This is a genomic window from Novipirellula methanifontis (genome assembly GCF_052161655.1).
Lineage (GTDB): Bacteria > Planctomycetota > Planctomycetia > Pirellulales > Pirellulaceae > Novipirellula.
Genome location: NZ_CP197418.1, coordinates 5,987,421 through 6,012,138, shown reverse-complemented (window position 1 = coordinate 6,012,138; position 24,718 = coordinate 5,987,421). Strand labels below are relative to the sequence as shown.

Annotated in this window: 19 protein-coding genes; 9 read left to right on the top strand and 10 right to left on the bottom strand. The window is 53.4% G+C overall.

The genetic code is table 11. The annotated features are described in order from the left end of the window. Positions 1-18: 18 nt before the first annotated feature. The 6 genes from SH528x_RS21660 to galK form a co-directional block, all read right to left on the bottom strand. Positions 19-1,362 carry a polysaccharide biosynthesis/export family protein gene (locus tag SH528x_RS21660; RefSeq protein WP_442505541.1) on the bottom strand — a complete coding sequence of 448 codons (1,344 nt, stop codon included), beginning with the start codon at positions 1,360-1,362 and terminating at the stop codon, positions 19-21. 8 nt (positions 1,363-1,370) lie between these two features. Continuing rightward, positions 1,371-2,945 (bottom strand): tetratricopeptide repeat protein, encoded by a 1,575-nt coding sequence (locus SH528x_RS21655; protein WP_442505540.1) that lies wholly within the window; start codon positions 2,943-2,945, stop codon positions 1,371-1,373. Positions 2,946-3,248: 303 nt separating this feature from the next. After that, positions 3,249-4,751: a sulfatase gene (locus SH528x_RS21650; protein ID WP_442505539.1), complete on the bottom strand. Its 1,503-nt coding sequence runs from the start codon at positions 4,749-4,751 to the stop codon at positions 3,249-3,251. 311 nt (positions 4,752-5,062) lie between these two features. Continuing rightward, entirely contained in the window at positions 5,063-6,190 is a 1,128-nt protein-coding gene (locus tag SH528x_RS21645; RefSeq protein WP_442505538.1) for an aldose epimerase family protein, read from the bottom strand. Between the two features lie 244 nt (positions 6,191-6,434). Continuing rightward, the gene (locus SH528x_RS21640) at positions 6,435-8,072 is read right to left on the bottom strand and encodes a solute:sodium symporter family transporter (RefSeq protein ID WP_442505537.1); all 1,638 of its coding nucleotides are present in this window, start codon (positions 8,070-8,072) and stop codon (positions 6,435-6,437) included. 158 nt (positions 8,073-8,230) lie between these two features. Continuing rightward, entirely contained in the window at positions 8,231-9,454 is a 1,224-nt protein-coding gene (galK, locus tag SH528x_RS21635) for a galactokinase (protein WP_442505536.1), read from the bottom strand. A gap of 554 nt (positions 9,455-10,008) precedes the next feature. Between galK and SH528x_RS21630 the strand changes: the two genes are divergently transcribed. Continuing rightward, positions 10,009-10,404, top strand: a complete 396-nt coding sequence (locus tag SH528x_RS21630) for a hypothetical protein (protein ID WP_442505535.1) — start codon at positions 10,009-10,011, stop codon at positions 10,402-10,404. Between the two features lie 79 nt (positions 10,405-10,483). On the opposite strand, the gene SH528x_RS21625 is transcribed toward SH528x_RS21630, so the two are convergent. Then, on the bottom strand, positions 10,484-10,957 hold the full coding sequence (locus SH528x_RS21625) for a hypothetical protein (RefSeq protein WP_442505534.1): 474 nt from the start codon (positions 10,955-10,957) through the stop codon (positions 10,484-10,486). Between the two features lie 316 nt (positions 10,958-11,273). Between SH528x_RS21625 and SH528x_RS21620 the strand changes: the two genes are divergently transcribed. Further along, entirely contained in the window at positions 11,274-12,113 is an 840-nt protein-coding gene (locus SH528x_RS21620; protein WP_442505533.1) for a sugar phosphate isomerase/epimerase family protein, read from the top strand. A 227-nt stretch (positions 12,114-12,340) separates the two neighbouring features. Here the strand turns inward: SH528x_RS21620 and SH528x_RS21615 are convergent, their stop codons facing one another. Together SH528x_RS21615 and SH528x_RS21610 are read right to left on the bottom strand one after the other, a co-directional pair. Beyond that, positions 12,341-12,859, bottom strand: a complete 519-nt coding sequence (locus tag SH528x_RS21615) for an EF-hand domain-containing protein (RefSeq protein WP_442505532.1) — start codon at positions 12,857-12,859, stop codon at positions 12,341-12,343. An 8-nt stretch (positions 12,860-12,867) separates the two neighbouring features. Next, positions 12,868-13,098 carry a hypothetical protein gene (locus SH528x_RS21610; protein WP_442505531.1) on the bottom strand — a complete coding sequence of 77 codons (231 nt, stop codon included), beginning with the start codon at positions 13,096-13,098 and terminating at the stop codon, positions 12,868-12,870. Positions 13,099-13,422: 324 nt separating this feature from the next. Between SH528x_RS21610 and SH528x_RS21605 the strand changes: the two genes are divergently transcribed. Beyond that, positions 13,423-14,511, top strand: coding sequence for a ThuA domain-containing protein (locus SH528x_RS21605; protein ID WP_442505530.1), 1,089 nt, complete (start codon positions 13,423-13,425; stop codon positions 14,509-14,511). Between the two features lie 216 nt (positions 14,512-14,727). Here the strand turns inward: SH528x_RS21605 and SH528x_RS21600 are convergent, their stop codons facing one another. Then, positions 14,728-16,077 (bottom strand): Gfo/Idh/MocA family protein, encoded by a 1,350-nt coding sequence (locus tag SH528x_RS21600; RefSeq protein WP_442505529.1) that lies wholly within the window; start codon positions 16,075-16,077, stop codon positions 14,728-14,730. Between the two features lie 341 nt (positions 16,078-16,418). Here SH528x_RS21600 and SH528x_RS21595 point away from each other — a divergent pair, with 341 nt between their 5' ends. From SH528x_RS21595 to SH528x_RS21570, 6 genes are all read left to right on the top strand, one after another. Then, positions 16,419-17,387 carry a phosphatidate cytidylyltransferase gene (locus tag SH528x_RS21595; protein WP_442505528.1) on the top strand — a complete coding sequence of 323 codons (969 nt, stop codon included), beginning with the start codon at positions 16,419-16,421 and terminating at the stop codon, positions 17,385-17,387. A gap of 11 nt (positions 17,388-17,398) precedes the next feature. Then, a complete protein-coding gene (locus tag SH528x_RS21590; protein WP_442505527.1) occupies positions 17,399-18,046 on the top strand; it encodes a lysophospholipid acyltransferase family protein in 648 nt (215 codons plus the stop codon). 346 nt (positions 18,047-18,392) lie between these two features. Further along, complete coding sequence (locus tag SH528x_RS21585) at positions 18,393-19,031, top strand: hypothetical protein (RefSeq protein ID WP_442505526.1); 639 nt, start codon at positions 18,393-18,395, stop codon at positions 19,029-19,031. Between the two features lie 288 nt (positions 19,032-19,319). Beyond that, on the top strand, positions 19,320-19,811 hold the full coding sequence (locus SH528x_RS21580; protein ID WP_442505525.1) for a DinB family protein: 492 nt from the start codon (positions 19,320-19,322) through the stop codon (positions 19,809-19,811). A gap of 89 nt (positions 19,812-19,900) precedes the next feature. Next, a complete protein-coding gene (locus SH528x_RS21575; protein WP_442505524.1) occupies positions 19,901-22,339 on the top strand; it encodes a hypothetical protein in 2,439 nt (812 codons plus the stop codon). Between the two features lie 130 nt (positions 22,340-22,469). Then, positions 22,470-23,948 carry a BNR-4 repeat-containing protein gene (locus SH528x_RS21570; protein ID WP_442505523.1) on the top strand — a complete coding sequence of 493 codons (1,479 nt, stop codon included), beginning with the start codon at positions 22,470-22,472 and terminating at the stop codon, positions 23,946-23,948. The last annotated feature ends 770 nt before the right edge of the window (positions 23,949-24,718 follow it).

Genomic DNA, 24,718 nt, shown 5'->3' with positions numbered 1-24,718 from the left:
CTCCGTAGTTCTGCGGGCCTAGTTTGCGTTGAACTGGGTCCCTGGAGGCACTAAACCGTAAATGCCGTCGGTAAAGACCTGTTGAACCCAATTGTCAAAGCGGACAATCGGTCGGGCAGGAATGATGACCACATCTCCATCGCGTACCCAAATTTCGTCCGCCGGGGTCGGCCGTTTTCCGTAAATCGCCCCCTGTAAGTCCAACATTGTGGAAATCATACGCCAATCTTCGGCTCGTCGGAAAATCACCACTTGACGCAAATTACCACTGGGCAAATGACCACCCGCTGCGGCAATCGCTCCGAGTACCGTTGTCGGTCCATCCAATTGAATTCGGTTCGGACTACCCACTTGTCCCATGACATGGACAAAGTGCGGAGCTTGGGACGCCAGAATCGGTTCAACATCGAGCCCCACTACGATCTCGCGGTAGCGAAGGTTGATTTCCTTCTTTAGCTCGTTCATTGAGAAACCTTGCACACAGACTTCGCCAATCCCGGGCAAGCGAATTTTTCCGTCGGGCATGACGGTCACGCTGACCGCTTGCTGACTGAATCCACTTTGGCCGCCGACTGCGTTGCGAATATCGTCGGCAAGTGTGTTCGTGCGAACAGGAGTCACATCGATCGCTGGTTTGGGATAATACTTCCTGTACTGATCATTAAGCAGTTCACGAAGTTGGTCGATCGTCATCCCGGCCGCCCGAATTTGGCCAAGTAGTCGTACCGTGATCGTGCCGTCGGGCTGGAGGACCAATCCATTTTCCAGCGTTCCTCGATTTAGTTCCGCATCGGCGAGTGACTCGATCAATATCGAATCCCCCGGTGTCAGACGATACAAACCCGAAGACTGCGAACGAGTAATCAAGTAAAAAGCCTGTAATTCATCGCCCGGACGCAATCGGTATTCACCGAGATGCGAAAGCCGTGAAGGCCCGGCATATTCACCAGGGCCGTAGGCGTCGAAGTTCAGGCGACGTGAATCTTCCCAACGCTGTTCTGCGCCACATCCATCGCGGCAGTCGACACCAATCATGCACTTGCGACATTCACCGCGACAAGGATAGCCGCCGGGAACATTCCGGCATCCACAGTCGCTTTGTAGAGGTGAAACCTCGCTGGAAAATAGATTCTGCTCACGCGAAGAGTCGACGATCGCCGGAGAAACAGTCGAATCGAGTTGTTGCGCATGAAGGGTTGCTGAGAACACCAACACGATCATTGCCACGAATCCGTAAATCATACAGATCCGGCTGTTTCGATGTCGTGTGTATTCCAACATGCTAAGGGTCCGCGCGTGAGCTGGTGACATGTGAATGCGTGACAGGGTAGAACGGCGATGGGTTGTTGTGTTGGTATTCATGTTGTCAATTACCACAGGTTGCGTACCGAGTTCCAGGTGCGGCGGAAGGCCGATGGAGCAGGCTCGGAATTGCCCTCGACATCATCCATTGAGGGAACTGCCGGCGAACCGCTGGCCGACATGTCGGTGTAGACCGTGTTCGGATGGCCGGGACCGGTTGGCGTGTGGGTGACGCGATTTTGTTTCACTGAGGCGGCGATCGCCGGGACCTGAGATGCGGCTCGTTGTGAACCTGCAGGCGTTTGCATTACGGAATTCGATACGGCAGCAAATTCGGCTGGCGACAATTGGATGACTTCGGGGATACGGATCCCTTTAGGAAATTCGGTGGTCGGATAGCTTGTCGCTTGCAATTCGACTTTCACTTTTGCGGCCGCTTCGAATTGACCGAGTTGTTGCAACACGCCTGCAAGCGCTACCTGAGTTGCGGGGTCGTTTCGAAGTGAAACGGAGTGTTGGAGCACCCGTTGGGCTTCGGTCAACATTCCCACGCGTGCCAGTTGCATCCCTAGATTCGAGGCCAAGTTCGCATTCTCCGGTTGGCCTTGCAAGGCGGCACGACGCAGGCACAGTGATGTGCTGCTAGGCAACGTTCGCTTGTCGTCACGTGTCAGATAGATTGCCGCCAACAAATCCATCGCCTCGGCCGCTTGCACGCTTTCGCTAGCCAAGTTTGCGAGCGTTTGACGTGCATCGTCCAAATATGCTTCGATCGCTCGGGTGGACGTTATCCCATCGAGGTCGACATTGCGAAGCACTTTCGTACGGTGCGATCGGACAATGGTTTCCATGTCAATTTGATGCGCCGAAGTCGATTGTTCGGCAAAATCACGTACCTCGGTCAGTGCGGTGCGAGCGCGTTGCAAATCGACTAGCGGATCGTGACGTTCGTCTGTGTTGTTGGCGGCTTCGCGTGTCGCGATCTGGACGCCTTCGACGGCATGCGTCAATGCGGCCCAGGTTGACGTCTCGGCCGAAAGCCAGGCTTTCACGCGATATTCGTGAGCTGCCTGGTCTAGCAATTGGCGACACTTCAGTTGCGATTCCATCGAGGTGGTGTAAGGCAATGTTGCAGTCGATTTGACGCGGCGGCTCACTGGAATCGGCAACAACGGGGGTTCCGAATTGGACACCGGGATCACGCTGCGGTCGCCAATCGGATGTGTTGCAAATTTAACGGGGATAGGCCGACTTGTATTGTCTCGCAATTCGAGCGGATCGATCGTGGTTCGATTAAAGACAAACGATGCTTTCGAACGAACGACCGGTGCTGGTTTGGCTGGAATCGGTTCCGAGCTTTGCAGTGCAACAGGTGAATCGATCTTGTCCGGCGATTCACATCCCGAAGTCGAATCGCACGATTTTTGCACGAGCTGCAGCGGCGATTCCGTGTTATCTGCTACGTGCATGGCCACTGCATCGGGATGCGATTGCACTTCTGATGGCAATTGCGGCTCAGCTTGACGGCTAGTCAGCGAGACATCGGCAATCACGAGCGCGGATAAAGCACACCCCAAAACGAGTACCGCGACCTTAGTCGAGGCGGGCCGTTTGCGTTTAAATCGTAAAGAAGAGTTTGTCACGTGCATTTCGAAAGAACCGTCTTAGTGTCGAAGGTTGCCAGCGAGGAAGGCGATGGCACTCCTTTTCGTGGCGATCAGAGGATTCGCTACGATGAGACTTCGAGGATTAAATCGGATAATCGCTACATCAGGAGCCTGCCAAAGTGCGATTCCGGTGGGGCAAGAACCCAAACCCAGAAGCACATCCGGCATAACCGTTAGAGCTTGACACGCGAGAGTGCGGATCGCAGAGTTTCACGACGATGCCGTTGGCCTCGATAGCAAATAACGAAAGCCTTGGTGAACGTCGTTACAGCAAGATTCTCACTCGGGAGCCTGCGACGGATCGATCTTTTGGTTCTCCCAATAGATACCGTCCGCTCGCTTTTCGAGGATCCGGTGGGCACTGCCTTTGGCGAGCCCTCGCTGCTCTTTGGGCAGCCAACGGCTCAGTCGCTCGATCACGTCGGCAAATTGGGCCCGATCTTTACCGGGGGCCAGCAGATTATCGAACTCGTTGGGGTCGGCATCGCGATCGTACAGTTCTTCGCCGCCATCGAGGTAACGGATATAGCGCCATCGTGTGTCGCAAACGCTATGATTCCCCTTGTTGTGGGTGCAGATCGCCGGACGTTCACGCGCGGCGGTGGGGTCGACGAGTTGCGGTTTCAGACTGAGGCCCTCCACACCGTCGGGGGCTGGTAATCCAGCCATCGAAGCCAACGTCGGATACAGATCCAACAATTCGGCGGGCTGATTGCACTTCGCGTCCGATGCGATACCAGGGCCTGCGAACAGCAGCGGTACACGCGTCGATCTGGCCCACAACGAATTCTTTCCCGAGATCGCTTTTTCACCCAAGTGGTAACCATGGTCGCTCCAAAGCACGACGATGGTGTTGTCAGCATAAGGCGATTTCTCCAGTGCATCGAGAACGCGTCCCACTTGGCTGTCGACAAAACTAATGGATGCCAGATAGGCACGAACCAGCGGACGCACTTGATTGTTGGCCTCGAGCCAATCGGTACGCGGCTCCGGCAAGTTCCAGTGGATGTACCAGGACGATTTGGGAGTGTCGCTGCGGTCGCCAGCCGGCATCGGGGGCTTCGTTAGCGACTCTTCTGGATACAGGTCGAACCATTTTTGCGTTGCATAACATGGCACATGTGGCAAGAAGAAACCAACGGACAAGAAGAAGGGCTTCTCATTCTGCATCGATTCGATTTGATCCACTGCCCACGACGCCACCTCCCAATCGCCTTTGTCTTCGTCGCGATGCGGGAACGTGCCCCAATCCATCAATGGATGGTTACCGTTAGGTGTAGGAGGAATCAATTTCTGTGCTGGTTTAACTCCCACGGATGAGGCGGGCCCCCAAACATCACATTCCCGTGGTTGCCTTTCATTCCGACCGTAGGTTCCATGGAATATCTTGCCACCGATCAGCGTTTGATAACCGTTATTTTGGAAATGCTGAGGCAGTGTGACTTGCGGCTTGAATTCGGGAAGCGTGCGAAACCAAGGCGCCAATCCATAGACGCCGGTGGATGTCGGGCGAAGTCCGGTCATGATCGACGTTCGGCTCGGATTGCACAGCGGTGCTTGGCAATGAGCGTTAGTGAACGTGACCGCACGGCTCGCCAGTTTCGCCATCGCCGGAGTCTTTACGTCGGGATGACCGCCAAGTGGTTCGACCCAATCGTTCAAATCATCAATCGCGATCATCAACACATTGGGACGCGAGTTATCGGGTCCGGCTGCCGACACGGATGCCACGCCGAGTACCACGACGCTGACTAGGACCAACGCTTTTATCACTTGGAACATGATGTTTAGGTGGGAGTTTTAGGTGGGGGTGTTTGATGGATTTAAAGACTCGGGAGAACGATCGCGCCACTATTTCGACTGTCCTATTTTTTCGTTTTTAACAGTTTTGGTGAGCCGCCGGCGCTAGCCGCGGGCATGTTTCCTGCTGTATTGACGGGCCCGCGGCTAGCGCCGACGGCTCACAAAAGGATCGAGATTTTACCGGTGAATATTGAACGATCTGCTTTAGTGAGCCGTGACGCGTGAGCGGCCGGGTGCAGCGCATTACCCGGTGCCTTACGGCCCGCGGCTCACAAAATGGGATAGTCGAACTATTCTGCAGAGAACTTGAACGTCGTCGATGTGCGGTGTTCTTCGCCAGGATTCAGAATCGTTGAGGGAAAGCTTGGTTGATTTGGACTGTCCGGATAGTGCTGCGTTTCAAGGCAGAATCCACCTCGATGGACATATGACTTTCCGGACTTGCCTTGCAAACGACCGTCAAGGAAATTGCCGCAGTAGAATTGAATACCGGGTTCCGTGGTGTGGATTTCAAGTACACGTCCCGACTTCGGATCCTTGACCCGAGCCGCAAGCGTCATCGACTTGGCGTCGCCGCCTTTGTCGAGCACAAAGTTATGGTCATAACCGAGTCCAAATTTCAACTGTTCATTGTCTTTGCCAACATCACGTCCGATCGGTTTGGCTGAGGTAAAGTCGAATGGGGTTCCCGCAACGTCGCGTAATTCACCCGTCGGAATCAAACCTTCGTCGACAGGGGTGAACTTCTTGGCGTTGATCATCAGTTCATGTTCGAGGATCGTGCCTTTGCCTTCGCCGGCAAGGTTGAAATAAGTGTGCTGAGTCACGTTGACAGGTGTTTTCTTGTCCGTCGTCGCGAAGTAGTCGACAACTAATTCGTTCGTCTTGGTCAACTTGTAGGTCACTTTCAAATTCAAGTTACCTGGATAACCTTCTTCCATGTCTTTCGCTGTGTAGGTCAATTCTAAACCTGACCATCCATCGCCTTCGAGCGGATTAGCATCCCAAACGACTTTGTCAAAACCGATCACACCACCGTGCAGATGATTTTCGCCGTTGTTAACCGCAAGCTTGTAGGTTTTGCCATCGATCGAGAATTCGCCTTTGGCGATTCGATTGCCATAACGTCCAACGACGGCGCCGAAGTAGGGTTTATCAACCGCATTGATGTAGTCTTCGACGCGGTTGTAACCAAGTGCAACGTCACCCATTTTGCCGTCGCGATCCGGCACAATGATCGAAGTGATGATCGCTCCGTAGTTCGTGACTTTGACGGTCATGCCCGCTTCGTTCTTGAGCGTATATAGCTTGATCGAGTCGAAGTCATCAACCGTGACGTGAGCGCTGGCCGAACTCGACAAGAGCGTGCAGACGCCGAGAAGGGATGCAAACAGCAGAAGCGAAAATCGCAAATTCATGTGGGTGCCTAATATTGTTGCTTCGACGTGGATACGTTTTTCGGGGAACCGCATAGGGTAACTACGATTGTAATTCAAACAGGGCGTCACGACATCAAAACAGCCGTCCAGCCATATTGCTACGTGACTGCCGTCGCCAGACGGAGGACATCCACCCTCTGGCGAGCCTATTTACGACCGTGATAAACGCTCAATCCTCGACGTTTAGCGACAATCTGCCACCGAATCCCAGTGCCAAAGCTCGCTAGGATTTAGGGAGCAGCACGCTGAAGTCAGCGAAGGAAACATAAATCGCGATCACAATCACGATCAGCGCGATGCCGGCCGGGGTTGCATATCGCCACGGCGTCATGTTGACCGCTTTGGCATCTTGCTGAATGAACTCGGTTTCGCGAGGGCGGACTTCACCGATGACGAGCATCAGTATCACCAGCCACGCAAACACCATTCCGAGGAAGTGAAAGTCGTGAACCGACGCGACGATTGCATCAAACGGGCTGACAAAGTAACCGACCGCGATGACCACGAAACCGGTCACCAAGCCAATCTTAGCCGCGATTGGAGGAACGCGGCGAGTCAACATACCCACGATGACCACTGCAAAGATCGGGATGAAATACATTCCGTTCATCTTTTGCAAGTAACCAAAGATGCTGGTCGTTTGAGCCAACAGGGGAGCGATCGTCATCGCAACAACTGCGACGATCCAACCAAACCATTTGCCCGAACGAACCACGCTCGCTTCGGGGGCATTTGGTTTGACGCTCTTGTAAAGTCCCAAACTAAATAGCGTGCACGCACTATTGAGTGCCGAGTTAAAACTGCTCAAGATCGCGCCGATCATCGCGGCGGCGAAGAAACCGGTCAACGGTCCCGGTAACACTCGATTGACGAGCAATCCATAAGCTTTGTCGGCCTTGATGTCTTCGCCCGCAAACAGTGAATAGGCGATCATACCGGGGATGACGAGGTACAGAGGTCCGAGCAATTTGAAGGCTCCGGTCAACAACACACCCTTCTGGCCCTCGGCCAAACTGCTCGCTCCGAATGTCCGTTGGATGATTTGTTGATTCGTCGTCCAGTAAAACAGATTCAACAGAAAAATGCCGGCGAAGATGGAACCAAAGGGAACCGAAGAATCATTGCTGCCGACAGAGTTGAATCGATCTTTTTGGTCTTCCCAAAGCAAGTCGGCACCTGCGGCGACTCCTTCACCACCACTGAGAACATTCAATGCGTAGTAGGTAATCAGCAAACCGCCGACAAGAAGTCCGATTCCATTCAGTGTGTCTGAAACGGCAACGGTTCGCAGTCCACCAAACAGTGCGTAGATCGAACCAATAATTCCCACCATCCAAACGATCATCACCAAGGCAAATGTCTCGCCCTCCATGTTGAACTTTTCGGGAATCGTTCCAAGCAAGCTCGTTACATCCAAGATGTCGAGCATCCCGCGAGCACCGGTGTACAAAATGATCGGCAACAAGATGCCTACATATGCCACCAAGAAAATGATATTCGTGATGACCTGCGTTTGGTGATCAAAGCGGATTTCGAGATATTGGGGAACGGTCGCCACACCGCTCTTCAAGAAGCGCGGCAAGAAGAACCACGCCATGAACACGAGTGCTACGACGGCGACGACTTCCCAGACCATCACACACAAACCGTCCGTGAACGCGGCGCCGTTGAGCCCGACCATCTGCTCAGTGGACAGGTTCGTCAACAGCAGCGATCCCGCAATCAACGGGAACGTTAACGAGCGACCACCAAGGAAGTAACCCGAACTGCTCGCGTGATCATCTTTGCGAGTGATATACCACGTCAGTGCTCCGACGAGTCCAGTAAAGAATAGAAACCAGAAGATTGTTAAAGCGCCCACCGATGCCTCGTTCACGTTTGAAGTACAACGCACCATCCATGTTGCGTCTTAAGTTATTTACTGGTTTATTGCGACATTGCAACGAGCCCCGATTGGTTCAGGTACGCGTTGCAGCTCGAGTGACGGCTAAAAGGGCCGAAAGAGTCCTAACAATTTAATCAACACGATATCAAGTGCGCCCCTTTGGCAGGCAAACTTGCGAAAAGATGAGCATCGATTCCACTTTGCTTTTTGTACTGTTTCTGAATGTGGTTACTGACCTCGACAACTTTCTCAGAATCGAGCAGCGTTACCGTGCAGCCACCAAAACCGCCACCGGTCATCCGCGATCCGTAGACACCTCCGGCAAGGCCGATTCCACGCGCCAATTCCACCAATAGGTCGAGCTCGCAGCAACTGACTTCGTAGTCATGCTGCAGCGAATGATGACTCGCATACATCAATTCACCGAGTGCTTGCCATTGGCCTGATTCAATGGCGACCGCTGCTTTCTGAGTCCGCTCGATCTCAGAAACAACGTGACGGGCACGCGAATATTCGACGTCGGTAAGCGATTGCTTCTTCGAATCAAGCATGCTGGGGGTGACGTCTCGCCACGATGCTGCTGCTAGTTTCTTTAACGCTGAATCGCATTGAGCGCGTCGCTGAGCATACTCGCCCCCGCTGAGCTCATGTTTGACATTGCTGTTGGTAATCAACACCGACACGCCGTTGGAGTCGAACGGAACGTGGCGAATTTGTTGCGACTGGCAATCGAGCATCATGAACGCGTTTTCTTGCCCGAACACGCTACTGAATTGATCCATGATCCCGCAGGGAACGCCCGCGTAATCATGCTCGGCTTTTTGGCAAAGCAACGCCTTCTCATCCAGACCAAGCGTTGTCCCCGAAACCACTTCAAGCAAGGTTGCGGTGGCGACTTCCAATGCCGCGCTGCTGCTGAGCCCGCCTCCGATGGGAACATTGGATTCAAACATCAGGTCCATCGCCGGCAATTGACCAAACTTTTCCGCACCAATTCTGTCTCGGAATCCAGCAAACACACCGCCCATGTAAGCACACCAAGTGGGCGGCAACTTCGGTTCAGGAAGCAGGTCCAAATCAATTTGATCGGACTCGTTCAAGTTGACACTACGAATCGATGCTACGTGAGGATGGCTACCGTTTCGAGGCGCTGCAGCGATGGCAACGTATCGTTCAATCGCCATCGGCAATACGAAGCCATCGTTGTAATCAATGTGCTCGCCAATCAAGTTCACTCGCCCTGGTGCCGCAACAATCCATTTCGGAGGACGCGAATGTTCGCTCGTAAAGGATTGAGTCAATCGTTGGACCAAGTCGCCTACCGGACTGTCATAACTACTGGCTTCAGGTGAATTCATTGCGAGTGGATCTACAAGGGACACGGTACTGTCGAAAATTATGAACGTTGGATGAATCTGGCACAATAACTAGCATTCTCTCTGGCTTGAGAATTTTTGCCAAAACGTCAACTTGATCGGAATGACTCGGACAAGTGATCCATTGACTGATAATCGCCAAGGTCAACGAAATCGGTGGATTAGAAAAGATTGGAAAAGCGAAACGCCATCCTACCACAATGGGGAGCCCCCATGCCATCCCGTGAAAATGGAGATTGAATCCTTTTGCCACCTTTAACGTTGCTTGGCGGTCCGCTGGCAAGGCCAAGCCTGGATGGTGGCGTCGCCCGCGTGAACAGCCCTGAACGGCAATTCGGGCTGACGTGTTACCGGGCCAACTTGATAGCGTTACCGGGCCAACTTGATAGCGGGCAAAAGATGAATTCTTTCAGCCGCAGGGCATCCGAATGTGGCGGCGGGCTGGGGCACGAGCTAATCTAATCGCGTTGCAAATGATTCAAGTTTGGATCGTTTGTGTTTCAACTACTTGGTTTGCGAAACGAGACTGTCAGCCAATGTCACAAAAGAAGTTTTACCAGATTGCCTGTAGCGTGTTACTCGGCGCCTCGGTCTGCTTGCCGATTGTCAGCATGAATGCAGCATTCGGTGAAGAGGAAGCGGCGAAGAAACCCTCAATCAAGGCGGTGATGAAAACGTGCTTCAAGGGCCCCTTGCTCAAGAAGGTCGCCTCGGGCACCGCGTCGAACGAAGAGAAGAAGGAGTTGCACGCGATGCTCGTTGCAATGAGCAAAGCAAAGCCGCCGCGAGGTAGCGAAGAAAGCTGGGATAAGCTTAATAAGCCGTTGGTCGACGCGAGCCAGAAAGTGATCGAGGGCGATGCGCAAGCCGCCGCGATGCTAAAAAATGCTGCGAACTGCAAAGCTTGCCACAGCGAACATAAGCCAAGCTAAGACAATCGGGTACAGGGATGAAGCTAGACAGGGACAAGCGATTTACTTGTCCCTGTCTTTTTTTATTGCGGACGACGGTTTAGCGAAACGCTTGCTTTACTTCGGGTCGCATCAGTACGACGAGAGCCCAGATTCCAAACGGGATACCAAGGAAATAACACGGGCTGATGCACGGGATCACGGCCAGAATCGCACCAGTCAACGCCAGAGAGTAGTTCTTCAGCCCCTTCATTTTGATCGCGGAAAACAAGATCAAGCTGTTGATCGCGATGATCACGCAGGCCCCGATCAATCGTACCGCGATCTGAGTCTCTCGGGACCAACCCACTTTGTTCGCAGGCAACCGGCCGGCCATCCCACTTAGCAATAGGTAAGCATCGATGCCCATCGCGATCAACATGCAAAAGATGCAGACTGCCGACACTACGATTAATGAAATCGCGGGCGAGCTAACGAGAGCCATGGCGTTGCCACCATTTCCTGGACCGCCGAATTGGCCCGAAGCATACGGAGTGGGGCTGTAGGGGTTTGGCGGAGAGGGGTTGTTCGACATGCATTACAATCCGGATCGAAGTTATCGCCTTCCCATTTGCACCAGCGAGGGACGTCGATTCTATCACTGAGATAGCGGAACCACTGAGATAGCGGAACTCGTCGAGAGTTTCGCCTATCCTGGAAAACGAAAGTCTTGACGACTTCCGCTACAACCACATGCGTCACTTATTAAATCGACGTCACACGCTGGTGGGTGGTATCGTAGTTGCAATAATAAACGGTCATTGGAACCGATCGAAAGTGGGTTGTGTTAAGATGTGACTTGAATTTCACAACCTTGCCTTCCCCCTCGGTTCTTTGGAGCCCACTCACCGATGACAGCTTCCCCTCTTTCTCGACGCCAATTTCTTGCCGCAACTTCCACCGTGGTTGCCGCCGCGACCCTTCCATCGTCTGCAATGGCCGCGAAACCCAAGCGTGCCAAGCTAGGCATCCAGCTCTATTCGCTTCGCGGATACAAAGTGGACGAGGCGCTGCAGCACGCAAAAGAGCTTGGGTTTGACCAAGTTGAATTTTACAGTGGCATGCTGCCGACTGATTCTTCGCTTGAGGAAATCGCAAAGATGAAGGCCACCGTCGCCGATCTGGGGCTTTCCATTTCGGCACATGGCGTCAATGGATTTGGTGGCAACGAAGCAGCCAATCGAAAAGTCTTTGAATTTGCCAAGGCCCTTGGGATTCCCACGATCACAGCAGATCCAGGCCCAGAATCGTTTGACAATCTTGATGATTTGGTCAAAGAGTTTGATATACGGATTGCGATCCACAACCATGGTCCCGGACATCGTTACAACAAAGTCGTCGATGTGCTTAATGCGATCGAAGGCCGCGACCAGCGGATCGGGGCCTGTGCCGATCTGGGACACTACATTCGCTCGGGCGAAAATGCCACCGATGTGATTCGTTCGCTAAAGGGGCGGCTGTACGGAATCCACCTAAAAGACTTCGCCGAGATGAAACAGAAGACCGAAGGCGTGATCTTGGGCAAGGGGCACCTTGATGTCGAAGGCGTCTTTTTTGCACTCGACGACGTCGGTTTTCCATCGGACGGCGCGGTTTCGTTGGAGTACGAAGAGAACCCAAAGAATCCGCTTGCTGAGATTCGACAGTGCGTCAAAGTCGCTCGTTTAGCGATGAAGAAAGTCGCGAGCTAAGCAGTTCAATATGAGTCATTCTACAGAATGATCTGAGCCGACCGCGCTAGCCGCGGGCATGTTTCCTGCAATATTGACGGGCCCGCGGCTAGCGCCGTCGGCTCACAAAAGGATCGACGTTTCACCGGTATATACCGAACGACCTGCTTAGAGTCGGCGGACCGTTATCTAAAAAAACGTCGACTTGAATGCCAAGTCGACGTTTTGTAATCGATCGCTACTTTTTACTATTCAGCGTCGGATTCAGCGCGAGGGCGTTTCGGAGTTTTGCCCCCTTCTTCGGCATCACGTCCTCCATTGCCTCGCATGTTTTCACGGCCACCGCCGCGTCCCGCTTCGGCGAATCGACGCATCGCCGTTGTCAGCTCTTCGCGTGATATCGCGTCATCGTTGTCGGTGTCGATTCCATCCATTCGAGCTCGCATGGGCTCGGGAATCTCATCTCCCGTCAATTTGTTATCCGAATTCGCATCGCGGCGTTCGAACAACATGCGTGCAAATTGCTGAGGATTCTCCATTGCTTCGCGGGACATATCTCCGCCGCCTTCACCACGACCGGGGCCTCGTTCACGATTTTCACCGTCGCGTGGTCGGCCGCCGAAATCGCCTTGCGGGCGAAGCTCGTCAAACGTCAAAGCACCATCGCTGTTCTTGTCCAACTTTCGTAATGCGACCGAGGCGTTGTCAATTTCCTCTTTGGAAATTTTGCCATCGTGGTTGGCATCCAAAGCCGCGATGATTGGCATCCGCCTCATCATCTCTTCGGGCCCTGCCCCTCCCCGATCGCCAGGTCCCCTTTCACCAGGGCCACGATCGCCAGGTCCTCGGTCACCAGGGCGTCGGTCACCAGGTCCTCGGTCACCGGGGCGTCGATCACCATCCGCTCGGTCACCGGGGCCTCGATCGCGGGGGCCTCTTTCCTGGGCGTCTCGCCGGTCGCCGTCGCGGGGTCGTCGGCCGCGATCGTCTTGATCCTGTTTTTCATCTTGAACCGGTGCGGCGTAGGAGGGCTGGATCGTAGGCAGCGTCAGGGCGCCGGCAAGCAGCACGAGTCCCGTTGCTCGCTTCCAGACAAACAGAGAATGGGATCTGACAGGGACCGAGCTATCCGTATTTTGTTTTGATGGAGTCATCTTTGTTACCTGCAAAAAAGGTTGGGGGGCAGTCACACTTCAATCAAACCCCTCGAAGATCGACGAGTTCCGTCAGAATTAGTCGGCCAAGCCAAAACTCTATAAAGTCACATGCTATGATAGGGCCGCCGATTGGCTTTGGATGAACAACAACGACACAACAAGAGATAAATTGAATGCGACGATCCTTGGTGGCTTTAGCAGCTTTCACGTTAGCAGCGACTCTGTTTTCAAATAGCAGCGGATTTGCCGCTGATTCGCCCTTGGTGTACCAGGGCACAGACGGCGTCGGCAGCGGCAAACACATCGTTTTTCTTGCTGGCGATCACGAGTATCGCAGCGAAGAGGCGCTTCCCGCCTTGGCACGTATCCTCGCCAAACGGCACGGATTTAAGTGCACGGTGCTCTTTAATATCGATCCAGAAACGGGATTTATCACTCCTGGAAACAACAACATGCCCCACACCGAGGCGGTCAATTCGGCCGACTTGATGGTGTTCGGTTTACGTTTCCAAAACTTTCCCGTCGAGCAGATGCAGCCGATCGCGGATTATCTGAACCGAGGCGGCCCGGTCGTCGGCACTCGCACCAGTACGCATGCATTTAAGATTCCCGCAAAATCTCCGTTCGCTAAGTTCGACTTTCAGTACAAAGGCGAGGAAATGAAGGGGGGCTTTGGCCGACAAGTGCTTGGCGAAACCTGGGCTGGTCACTACGGCCGGAACCACGTCATGAGCACTCGTTTGGAGATTGTTCCTGAGAACGCGGAGCATCCTGTACTGCGAGGCGTCGAGAATCCTTGGGTCGAAGCCGGAGGTTATTGGACCGATCCCGAGGCGAATAGCGTCGTGCTTGCCAATGCTCAACCGCTGCAAGGAATGACACAAGATTCGCCTGCAGCCGAAGACAAGCAGCCTTGCCCCGGGGCTTGGGTACGAACGTACAAGGGCGAAGACGGAAACGAAGGACGCGTTTTCACGACGACCTACTGTGCGTCCGAAGATATCCGCAACGATGGATTTCGGCGGATGATGATTAACGGATGTCTGTGGGCATTGGGGATGGAAGATGCGATCACGGGCGAACTCAATATCGAATTCGTTGGCCCCTACGACCCATCAACCTTTCGCTTCGGCGGGTATCGCAAAGAGGTCAAGCCGCAAGAATTGGCGGGATGGGATTCACCGATCATGCCCGCTCGCGACGAAGACGCTGCGAGCGAAGCAAAACCAGCCGCTAAGAAAAAGAAGAACGCGGCAAAGTAGAGCGAGGCAAAGCAAACTCAGCTCAATAGAGCACGTACTGCCGACACGGCGACGCGATCACGCGTCGCCGTTTTTTTATCAGCAGTTTCGGTCATCCCGGAAACGAAAGTCTTGATGAATTCCGCTACAACCAAATGCGTCGTTTAATAAATCGCAAGCCCTCCGCGATTCATCGTTTTGATCACGGAGCGATCAACGACAAACTTCCAGATGACGCTATGCAAAGCCGTCGCGTGATTTGCGGCTCATCAGCGCATTGGCTTGTTCGTCGTCGATGAATTGCTCTGATTTTGGATCCCATTTCAATTCACGGCCCAACATCAAAGCGATATTGCACAAGTGGCACGACGTCATCGTGCGATGATGAGACCAGACGTCCGAAATCGGCTTGCCACGATCTTCGATGCATGCAAAAAAGTTGCCCATGTGATTACCCGGCTTCTTGCCATTGCACAGTTCGATAATTTTTTCGTCCAGCTTCGTACGATCTTCGTCAGTGAGCTCATCCACAGGGCGGCCTTCTAACTTGCCGCGATTGACAAAGATGCGTCCCTTGTCGCCTTCGAACAGGATCCCGTTATTGAAATCAACATTGTCACCTTCGCGTTTGTAATGACTGTTCACGTTCATCAGCGAACCGTTTGCAAAGGTCAAATCGATATGGAATTCGGTCGCGGTGTTATAGCCGTTCGGTAACGACGCTTCGCCGTTAAAGAATGCATTCCAATTGAAATCCGAAGGCACGGTCTTCGGGAACTTACCGGAAGCCGCGACCTTGACCGGGCCATCTTCGCCGGGGGCCAGTGCCCATTGCGCGATATCGATATGATGGGCGCCCCAATCGGTCATTTTGCCGCCGGAGTACTCGAAGTACCAACGGAACATGCGGCGGCGTTGCTCACAGTAATCTGCTTCGGCCGCAGGACCGACCCACATGTTCCAATCAAGATCCTCAGGCGGTTGCTCGGTTTCGAATGGTCCGTCGTCGGGTGCGCCGCCGATCGCGAGGTAGGCGTTCACGTTCTCGCCGAGCATGCCGGTTTGGACCATTGCGATCGCGGTCAGGAACAACGCTTTATCGCTACGTTGTTGCGTCCCGACTTGGAATACTCGTCCGGTCTCTTCGACTACCTTTCGGATTTGCTTGCCTTCGTCGATCGTCAACGTCAACGGTTTTTCGCAATAGACATCGGCGCCGCTGCGAAGTGTGGCGATCGCGATTGGAACGTGCCAGTGATCGGGCGTTCCGATCGTGACGACTTGCGGTTTTTCTTTTTCCAGCATCTCGCGATAGTCGCGATACATGTTCAGCTTGCCACCGAAGGCTTCGTTGAACTCTTGGGTATGCAGATCATCGACGTCACAAACGGCCACCATTTCGGCATGTTTTGCGGCGCCTCGTGCGATGCTGCCTCCTCGGTTGTATCGTCCGCGACTGCCGCCGACCCCGATGGCAGCAAGCCGAAGTTTTTTCGGGTGATCGGCGGCAATCGCAGGGCTTGCGACAGCGGCGATCGAGCCCGCAGCGGCTGTGGTTTTTAGAAACTGACGGCGTGTTGATGACATGGAGAATTCCGTATTAGGAAAGAGTAGCTTCGTCTATGACGTCCAAAGTTTGCACGATCAGACCGACGCAATGAAAACGTAGAAAGCGCTTATAAAATAGCGAAAAAAGTAGCTTGCGGGGTCGAATCGCGAACCGCAAACTCGAAATTTGTCAACGCATCCTAATCTGCACGCCCCCTGAACCTTAGAGGGTTGGACTTGTTACGATCTAAGCTCGATTTCGCCATTTGGGAAAGATCGACCGTAATCCAATCGTCGTGGCGGGATCTTAGTTACAGAGATCAATCGGCCGATGGTTTTGCGTCAAAACCCTGATTTCGTCCTTTCCTTGACAAGACAACATGAATTTGGCTTTTGAAGTTCGAGTGGCGATCGCTTCGATTTTCGTCTCGCTGGTTTTGGCCAGCGTGGTGTCATTGGCACTGAAATGGCGACATCCCGAGCGTGATTTTACGGAACTTCGCGAGCGGATACGCACGTGGTGGGTGATTGTTGGGTTCTTCTCCGCAGCGTTATTTTTCTCTCCGACAGCGGCGGTGTGTTTCTTTGCTTTTGTAAGTTTCTTGGCACTCAAAGAATTTTTGTCGATGACGCCGACTCGGCGGTCCGATCGCCGCGTGCTGTTCTATGCCTACTTGTCGATCATTGCACAGTACTACTTTGCCGCGACATCGTGGTACGGCATGTTCATCGTATTCATTCCGGTGTTGATGTTTGTTTGGTTGCCAACGCGAATGCTAATGATCGGCCAAACCGATGGTTTTCTGCGAGCCGCTGGATCGCTGCATTGGGCGTTGATGATCACCGTGTTCTCGTTGTCGCACGCCGCGTTTCTGCTGATGTTTCAAGTCGCCCCAAGTCCGCGAGTGGCTCCCGTTTTTCCATCAGAGGCCGCGATTGCCTATCCCGGGGCGGGCCTGCTTTTGTTTTTGGTTCTGCTGACCGAACTCAACGACATCTTTCAATACATTTGGGGTAAGTCGCTGGGCAAGCGAAAGGTCGCTCCGACAGTCAGTCCTGGTAAAACCTACGCGGGCTTGATCGGAGGCGTGGCTTCCACGGTCGTGTTTGCAGTCGTCGTCGGGCCTCGCTTGACGATCATGGATGACGCTCGCTCGTTGTTGGCCGGAGTCATTATTGGGATGGCTGGCTTTGCGGGGGATCTCTGCATGTCGGCACTGAAGCGAGATCTAAAAATCAAAGATTTTGGTGCGACACTTCCCGGGCACGGTGGTGTATTGGACCGAGTCGACTCGTTGATCTTCACGGCGCCGCTGTTTTTCCACTTCGTCTACTACACCTATGGCTGAGTCCCTAAATCGTGAATCATTTTTTACGAACGATTTTCTTTGCCGTGATTGTGCGGCCGATCATGATGGTGGTGTTGGGAACCAACGTTCGGCGACGTGAATGGTTGCCGGCTAAGGGCCCCGCATTGATTGTTGCAAACCACAACAGCCATCTGGATGTGTTTGCATTAATGAACATTCTGGGGCTGAGCCGGTTACGTCACGTGCGTCCGGTGGCGGCAGGCGACTATTTTTTGACACGCCCCCTTCGCCGCTGGTTCTCGACGCGAATCGTGGGTATTTTGGCAATCGACCGAACCAGGACGAAACGCGACAGTGACGGAAAACATCCGCTCGAACCGATCTCGGAAGTGCTTCGTGCGGGTGGAATCGTGTTGTTGTTCCCCGAAGGGACGCGAGGCGAGCCTGAGAAATTAGAGGCGTTTCAAACGGGCGTTGCTCATCTCGCCAAGCGGCATCCCGATGTGCCGATCACGCCTGTCTTCATGCACGGGTTAGGCAAAGCGCTTCCGAAAGGCGAGTCGCTGCTCGTTCCGTTTTTCTGTGACGTCTTTGTCGGCGAAAAGCTGAATTCAGAATTACCTAAGAAAGAATTTATGAGTCAGTTGTGTGACTCCTTTTCAAAACTTTCTGACGAGCTGCCGGTGCAAACGTGGTAAGCAGGTCGTTCGGTATATATTGGTGAAACGTCGATTCTTTTTGTGAGCCGACGGCGATAGCGGGCTGTTGATTTAGTGAGCCGTGACGCGTGAGCGGCCGGGTTCCACGCATTACCCGGTGCCTTATGGCCCACGGCTCACCAGTGCAATCTACATTTCGATTAAATCAACAGCCCGCTAGCCGCGGGCCCATCAATATCGCAGGTAACTTGCCCGCGGCTAGTGCCGTCGGCTCAGATCAATATCGGGAATGACTCTTATTGACCTGCTTCGTGCGTTTGTGACCGGATCTCTCGTCTGCTGTACAATCGACGTGGTCGACTCGCAACAACCGGAGGTAGAAAGCATGTCAAACGAAATCGTATCGGAACCAGATCAGCCGAGCTTACTGGCCGATTCTCCGCGTGACGAGCTGCTGCAATTCCGTTTGTCAACGATCTTTGTGTTGACGCTAATCGCCAGCATCTTGGCCGCGTTCTTGCGTCCACGCGGAAACGATTTGATGATCGCAGGCATGGTTTCGACGATCAGCAGCCTTGCCTTTGGCATGCTGGTCGGCAAACTTTGGCCGCCGCTGATGCAACGGGTGTTTTGGGGAGTCGTCGTCGCCGCGATGATGCAGGCGGTCGCGTCGAACACTATCCTGTTGGATCGAAAAGGCATTTATGGCTGGCCGATTGCTGCGGGCTTTGCGGCCGTAGTCGCATCGGGCAACTCGAACCTCTATCGCCGCATGATCCAAGGGGCTGTGGCCGCCGCAACGGTGGTGGCGATTTACATGGTTTCGGTCCCCGCAAACTCGACGACCGGAATCGCGAATACGATTTGTGCCGCGATCGGCGGAGCGTTATTAGCCATGTTGGTGGACGTTGTGAATTGGACGCAACGCAGAACCAATATTCCTCTACCCATCACGGGACTTGCGCTCGTGTTGGCGGCAATGGCATTTGCCCTAATCGCCCCAAGGCTAATCCCAGGTTGGTGATAGTCGCCTTTTGCTCCGCAAAAGTTGCGTTGGTGTGACGCGATTTTGCGGGGGACGTCGATTCTATAATTGACGCATTTGGTTGTAGCGGAAGTCGTCAAGACTTTCGTTTTCGGGGATGACCGAAACTCTTGACGAGTTCCGCTACCTCCGAAATAAAATCGACCTTCCGAGCAAAAGACGACGATATAACTTCGTCCTCAACAAAAGTCGCGGGGTGCACCAACTCGGTCTTATGGGGTTACAATCTCGTCACCACTTTCCACTCCTATCTACTTAGAGAATCTAATGCAAGGTAAAGACGCGATCCAATCGGCAATGAAATTTTGCGACATGGTCTACCGAGGCTACATGAGCGACTTGGATGACTCGGAACTGTTGCAGCGTCCTTGTGAGGGCTGCAATCATATTGCTTGGCAAACGGGACACTTGATTTCATCGGAAGTATCAATGCTTGAGAGCATTGCGCCGGGCAAGGCTTACGAATTGCCTGCCGGATTTGTCGAGGCACATGCCAAAGACAAAGCGGACAGCGATGACGCGTCTGCGTTTCTCGGCCGCGACGAATATTTGGCGTTGTGGGACAAGGTGCGTGCGGCAACCCTCGAAGCACTCGATGGGATGAGTGATGAAGACCTTGGCGCCGAATCACCGGAGCATTTCCGAGGATTTTGTCCTACTGTGGGCGACGTGGTCATCCTGATCAGCACGCATCCAATGATGCACGCCGGGCAACTCGTTCCTTTGCGCCGCCAATTGGGCAAACCGGTATTGTTCTAATCCGGTTGACGCGGTTTATTTAGCATCGCGACGCGTGACAATCGACACGCGTGCGAACCCGCCAGAACGAAACGTGTCGTTTGTGGGTGATGAAACCTGCATACGAACCGATCCGAAAACCCGCTGCAAAGCAGCCTCGCGGCGTTTGCCTGATCCCGCTGCTGACCGGCCGCGTGGTGCGGTGGCGCGACGGCAGTCTTTATGCCGTCGTCGGCAAGATCGATCCCCATCCACTGCAACACGCGTTGTTGCAGTGGAGTCAAGCGGGACGTCCGAATGCGTTCACACGTGAAACGCTTCCGATCCCAGTCGGGGCGTTTGTCCGAATCAGCAGAGCCGAGTTGCAATTGGCGTCCTCGGCACTTGCATCCCTTTCCAAACGTGAACTGGAAAAACGGACACGTCAATCACGCCAACAATGTCGCAATCGACTGGATCAATTGCGTCAAGTATTGGACCAGGACGCGGTGATGACAAGCTTGTCCTGCTCCGCCGACGAGTGGCGACTGTTCCATTGGGAGCAGCAACCGGACTCCGAGTCATCGTGCTCCTGGCGATCGCTGGTTCACTGGCTCGGTGACGATCGCGGTTTGCAAACATGGACCGAAGCGATGGATTCGCTTAAAAGTCACTGCCAACGGCCCGATTGGTGGAATCTCGCTCGCCGATGCGTCGCCATTCTCGCCCAACTTGAATTCGACTTTCCGCAGCTTGATGCTCACGAACGATTACGGCGATCACATCTCGCATTTATGCTTGCGATCGAGTTGGCGCAGAAGCCTTACGGGCTGGATATCGACACGACGTATCCCGATCGGATGCTGACTCGCAAGTCTGCCCAAAAGTGGATCACACGTCTCCGTCGATCTATCCAACCGCAGATGGAAACCGCTGAGGTTTGGAGTGCCCATCGGATCCCGGCAATCTTGGCTAGCTGGGTTTCCATTTCTCCACATCGCCCGTTGAACCGTGCTCCTATGATGCGTTGGTTGTCGAGGCGTCAGCCACACTTGATTGACACGTTACTGCAGATGGCTGGGCAGCTGAGCCAGTCCGAGATTCGCAAATTGCTTTCGTTTGAAAAATGGCTTGATGAAGTTCCCCATGATCGATGGTATGAAGTCGCGAAAAGTAAACTGCCGCGCGGTAGCCTGCAGACAAAACTCGAAAAGGGTTGCTACTACCGCCTGCATCACTCGCACGACGATCGCGAGATTTGGGAAGCGATTCACCAGCTAACAGGACGGTATTTTGCGGCAGAAGGCCATCGCGTTATCCGTGACGTTTATCGAACTTGGTATCGATGGGCTCTATCATGGCCATCGTCATGTTGGACGTCGGATCGGACCGAGCGATGGATTCCCCTGCTCTCTGACGTGAATGACTTGGTGGTATTGAATCCCACGCTGTTGCGACGCTTCAGCGGATGGCTGGATTCGACAAAAGACGAAAGTGAAAGCTCGCAATTGGATATCGAACCGTTGTCGAGAACCGATGCGGCCACTCAACTCGCTGCACGACGTTTACGAATTTATCAGGGTGTAAATCGCCGCGAATCGAAGTGGCCGAAATCGATCGCTGGTCGAGTTGAGTTGCCAATCAAATGGCAGCGAGAGTTTGAGTATCTATTACAGGCCGAGCGAGCGGGATGCTTGAACGCACGGTCTCAAAAACGGCTCGAACACCTGCGGATCACGCCGACTCCGAAATTGCCCGCGATTAAACCGCTGCGTAGGCGAATTAGTCGAGCGGGGTTGAGTGCGTCGCATGATGCAGCAAAATCATGGGTACAGCGGCGACAACGTGAACACTTTTTGTCGCTGGGGATTTCGCCCGCGACGTTGGCGATCGACATGGATGCGTACGAGGACCGTCTAGCCGATTTCTTGACGCTGTTGGCGACGCTGCCGTTGGCGAGTCGCATGCTATTGTTGCGAGGACTGCGAAAGACACCCAATCGCTCGGTGGGCTACAAACAATCGGGCAACGCCAATCAAAACTGGCTCCATCGGGCTGCGTTCGCTGGTATCGACGTTGACGCTTGGTTTACAACTCACGTAGCCAAAATCGCGAAACCGTCGGACGCTGGCGTATCCACGCAGTCGAAACGCTTGACCATCAAAGTAACGGGACGGGCTGAGTATTTACTGTGGATGGGACGCCCGTTTGGTAGTTGTCTCGATCTACGTGGAGGAGCTTTCTGCGAGTCGGTCGTGCCTAATTTCTTGGACGCCAATAAACAATTGCTTGTCTTGGTTGACGACGATGACCGCATGGTAGGACGAAAATTGGTGGCAATCAGTCGCGACTGGAAACTGCTCGGATACAATCTGTACCTGGCGACCAGCGGAGAACACGAATTTGTTTATGACAATGTGTCACACGTAGTGAACGATTATTGTCGAGAATGGGCGACGTCGATCGGGACCCAACTTGCTGATCAGGGGACGCCGGAAACACTGCACGGTAACTCGTGGTACGACGATGGTCCCGAATCGTGGCCGTGTTTGTCGCAACCAAATCAATAGACTTTGACGGACGTCCGTTCATTCTTGTTTCTCGATCGTCACTATCGTGTTACTATCTTCGGGTTTGTGTTTACATAGCATCGTTGTGAACACGGTGTTTCTTGACTCGAATCGACTTATGGATCAACGAATGAATTTGATTTTCAAGTTCGCGTGTGTGGGTATTGTGGCATTTCTCTGCAGCGAAGTGCATGCCAAGGAACCCGAGACTGGTGTGCGAACCGTCAACGGCTACAAGGGAATTTGGTTCACGCTCGGACAATATTATGGCAAGGGCGAAGGCGACCAAGCCTATGGCAAGGTGTCACGTACACCGACGTTTCCCTATGGCGATAAATACTCGGGTGGCTTGGGAACGTACACCGCCAAACACACTCCTTTGGCGATCTACTGCAAAGACGTTGACAAGACCTTTTTTGTGTACGGAGGCACAACCGCAGCCAAAGATCGGCATCTGTTGTGCATGATTTCCTACTACGACCATAAAACCAACCAAGTGCCCCGGCCGGTGGTTGTCTACGACAAAAACGGAGTGGATGACCCCCATGACAACCCAAGTTTGGCGGTGGATCGCCTCGGCCACCTGTGGGTGTTTGTCAGCGGTCGAGGACGGGGACGCCCTGGGTTCAAGTTTCGCAGCCTAAAGCCCTATAGCATTGAAGGGTTCGAGCAAATCAGCGAGGAGGAAATGACCTACCCGCAACCGCATTATTTAGATCAGGAAGAATCGAAGCAGCAAGGTTTCTTGCATTTGTTCACCAAATACACCGGTGTTCGCGAGCTGTATTTCGAGCGAAGCGTCGATGGAGTGACTTGGTCTGAGGACGAAAAGTTGGCTGGGATTCGAGAACCAGGGCACAAGCAAGGAGGACATTATCAAACCAGTGCAACACTGGGGGGCAAAACGGGGACTTTCATGAACCGTCACCCCAACGGCAACGTCGATCAACGAACGGATCTTTACTACGTTCAAACCGAAGATATGGGCCGAAGTTGGACCACTGTCAGTGGCGACAAACTCTCCGTTCCGCTGACCGAACTTAAAAATTCAGCGAGGGTAATGGATTACGCGTCGCTAGGGTTAAACGTGTACTTAAAGGACATGGGGTTCGACGAAGATGGTTACCCTGTTGTGTTGTACGTCACCAGCCACGGGCACGAACCAGGGCCGCCCAATGGCCCTCGTTTCTTCTGTCTAACTCGCTGGGACGGAAAAGCGTGGCAGACCACGAAGATCTGTGAGACTGACCACAACTATGACATGGGCAGCTTGTACTTGGAAAATTCGACTTGGACAGTTCGAATTCCGTCACTCGCAGGGCCACAGCCGCATCACGGCGGCGGTGAAATGGTGAATTGGGTCACTTCGGATCGGGGAAACACATGGTTAATGAAAAAAACCCTAACCCATTCCAGCCCGCGTAATCACAATTATGCGCGCCGTCCGATCAATGCGAAGAACCCGTTTTTCGTGTTCTGGGCTGACGGCGATCCGACCCAGTTAAGTGAGAGCCATCTCTATTTTTCAAATGCGAGTGGCGATACCGTTTGGCGTCTGCCTTACGAGATGACCGAACCGATGGCCCACCCCATACCCGTCACCCCCTGAATGGTTTTTACAGCGTTAGTTTTTGGCTTATTTTGCGTGAGAAAACCACGTTAAATACTAATAATCGCCGTTTCTGGCGCATTAGCGAACCTCTGGTGGCATCCGCCGCATCTCTCTGGGGACTTGATTCCGCAATTGCAAATGCGAAAGATGTTGACGCTAGACATGAGTTTTTGAACACTACTTTTTCCGCAGTTATTCGGCGATAGCCAAGTCTTTTTTTGAGTACAGAATTCGTGATTGGGCTTGTAGATGGCTAAATCGCCAGTACTCTTTAGAGGGGTTTTTGGTGCGGAGAACCGGGGAAAACATTCCAATTTGGATTTTCGGAAAACCGCAACAGACACCCTTTGCGGGGTTTTAGCTTGCCTTAAATGGTGTTCAAGGATAAAATCTCGACATCTAACACGGATAGGACAGGTTTCAAAGGATCTTATCATGACCTCAAACAGCACACTTCGCTTTACGCATCCCTGCCCACGTTGCGGACGACGTGTGGAAGTTCGCGCGTCATTATTGGGATGTACTGTTGCATGCCAACACTGCCATGCCGAGTTCGTCGCCAGTGCAAGAACCGATAGTCATCAAACGTTCGACCGGAGCTTAGATTTGCTTCAACGCGTTGAGAGTGCCTTGCGTCGTGCTGAGCAAGAGTCGTCACCGAACCCCCAACACAGCGCCGTATCCGAAACGGTCTAGCATTGCGGCGACCCGAAAATTTTGTCGGGTCACAGAAACTGTGTTGCGGCGAATCGCTTGAAATTGAATTC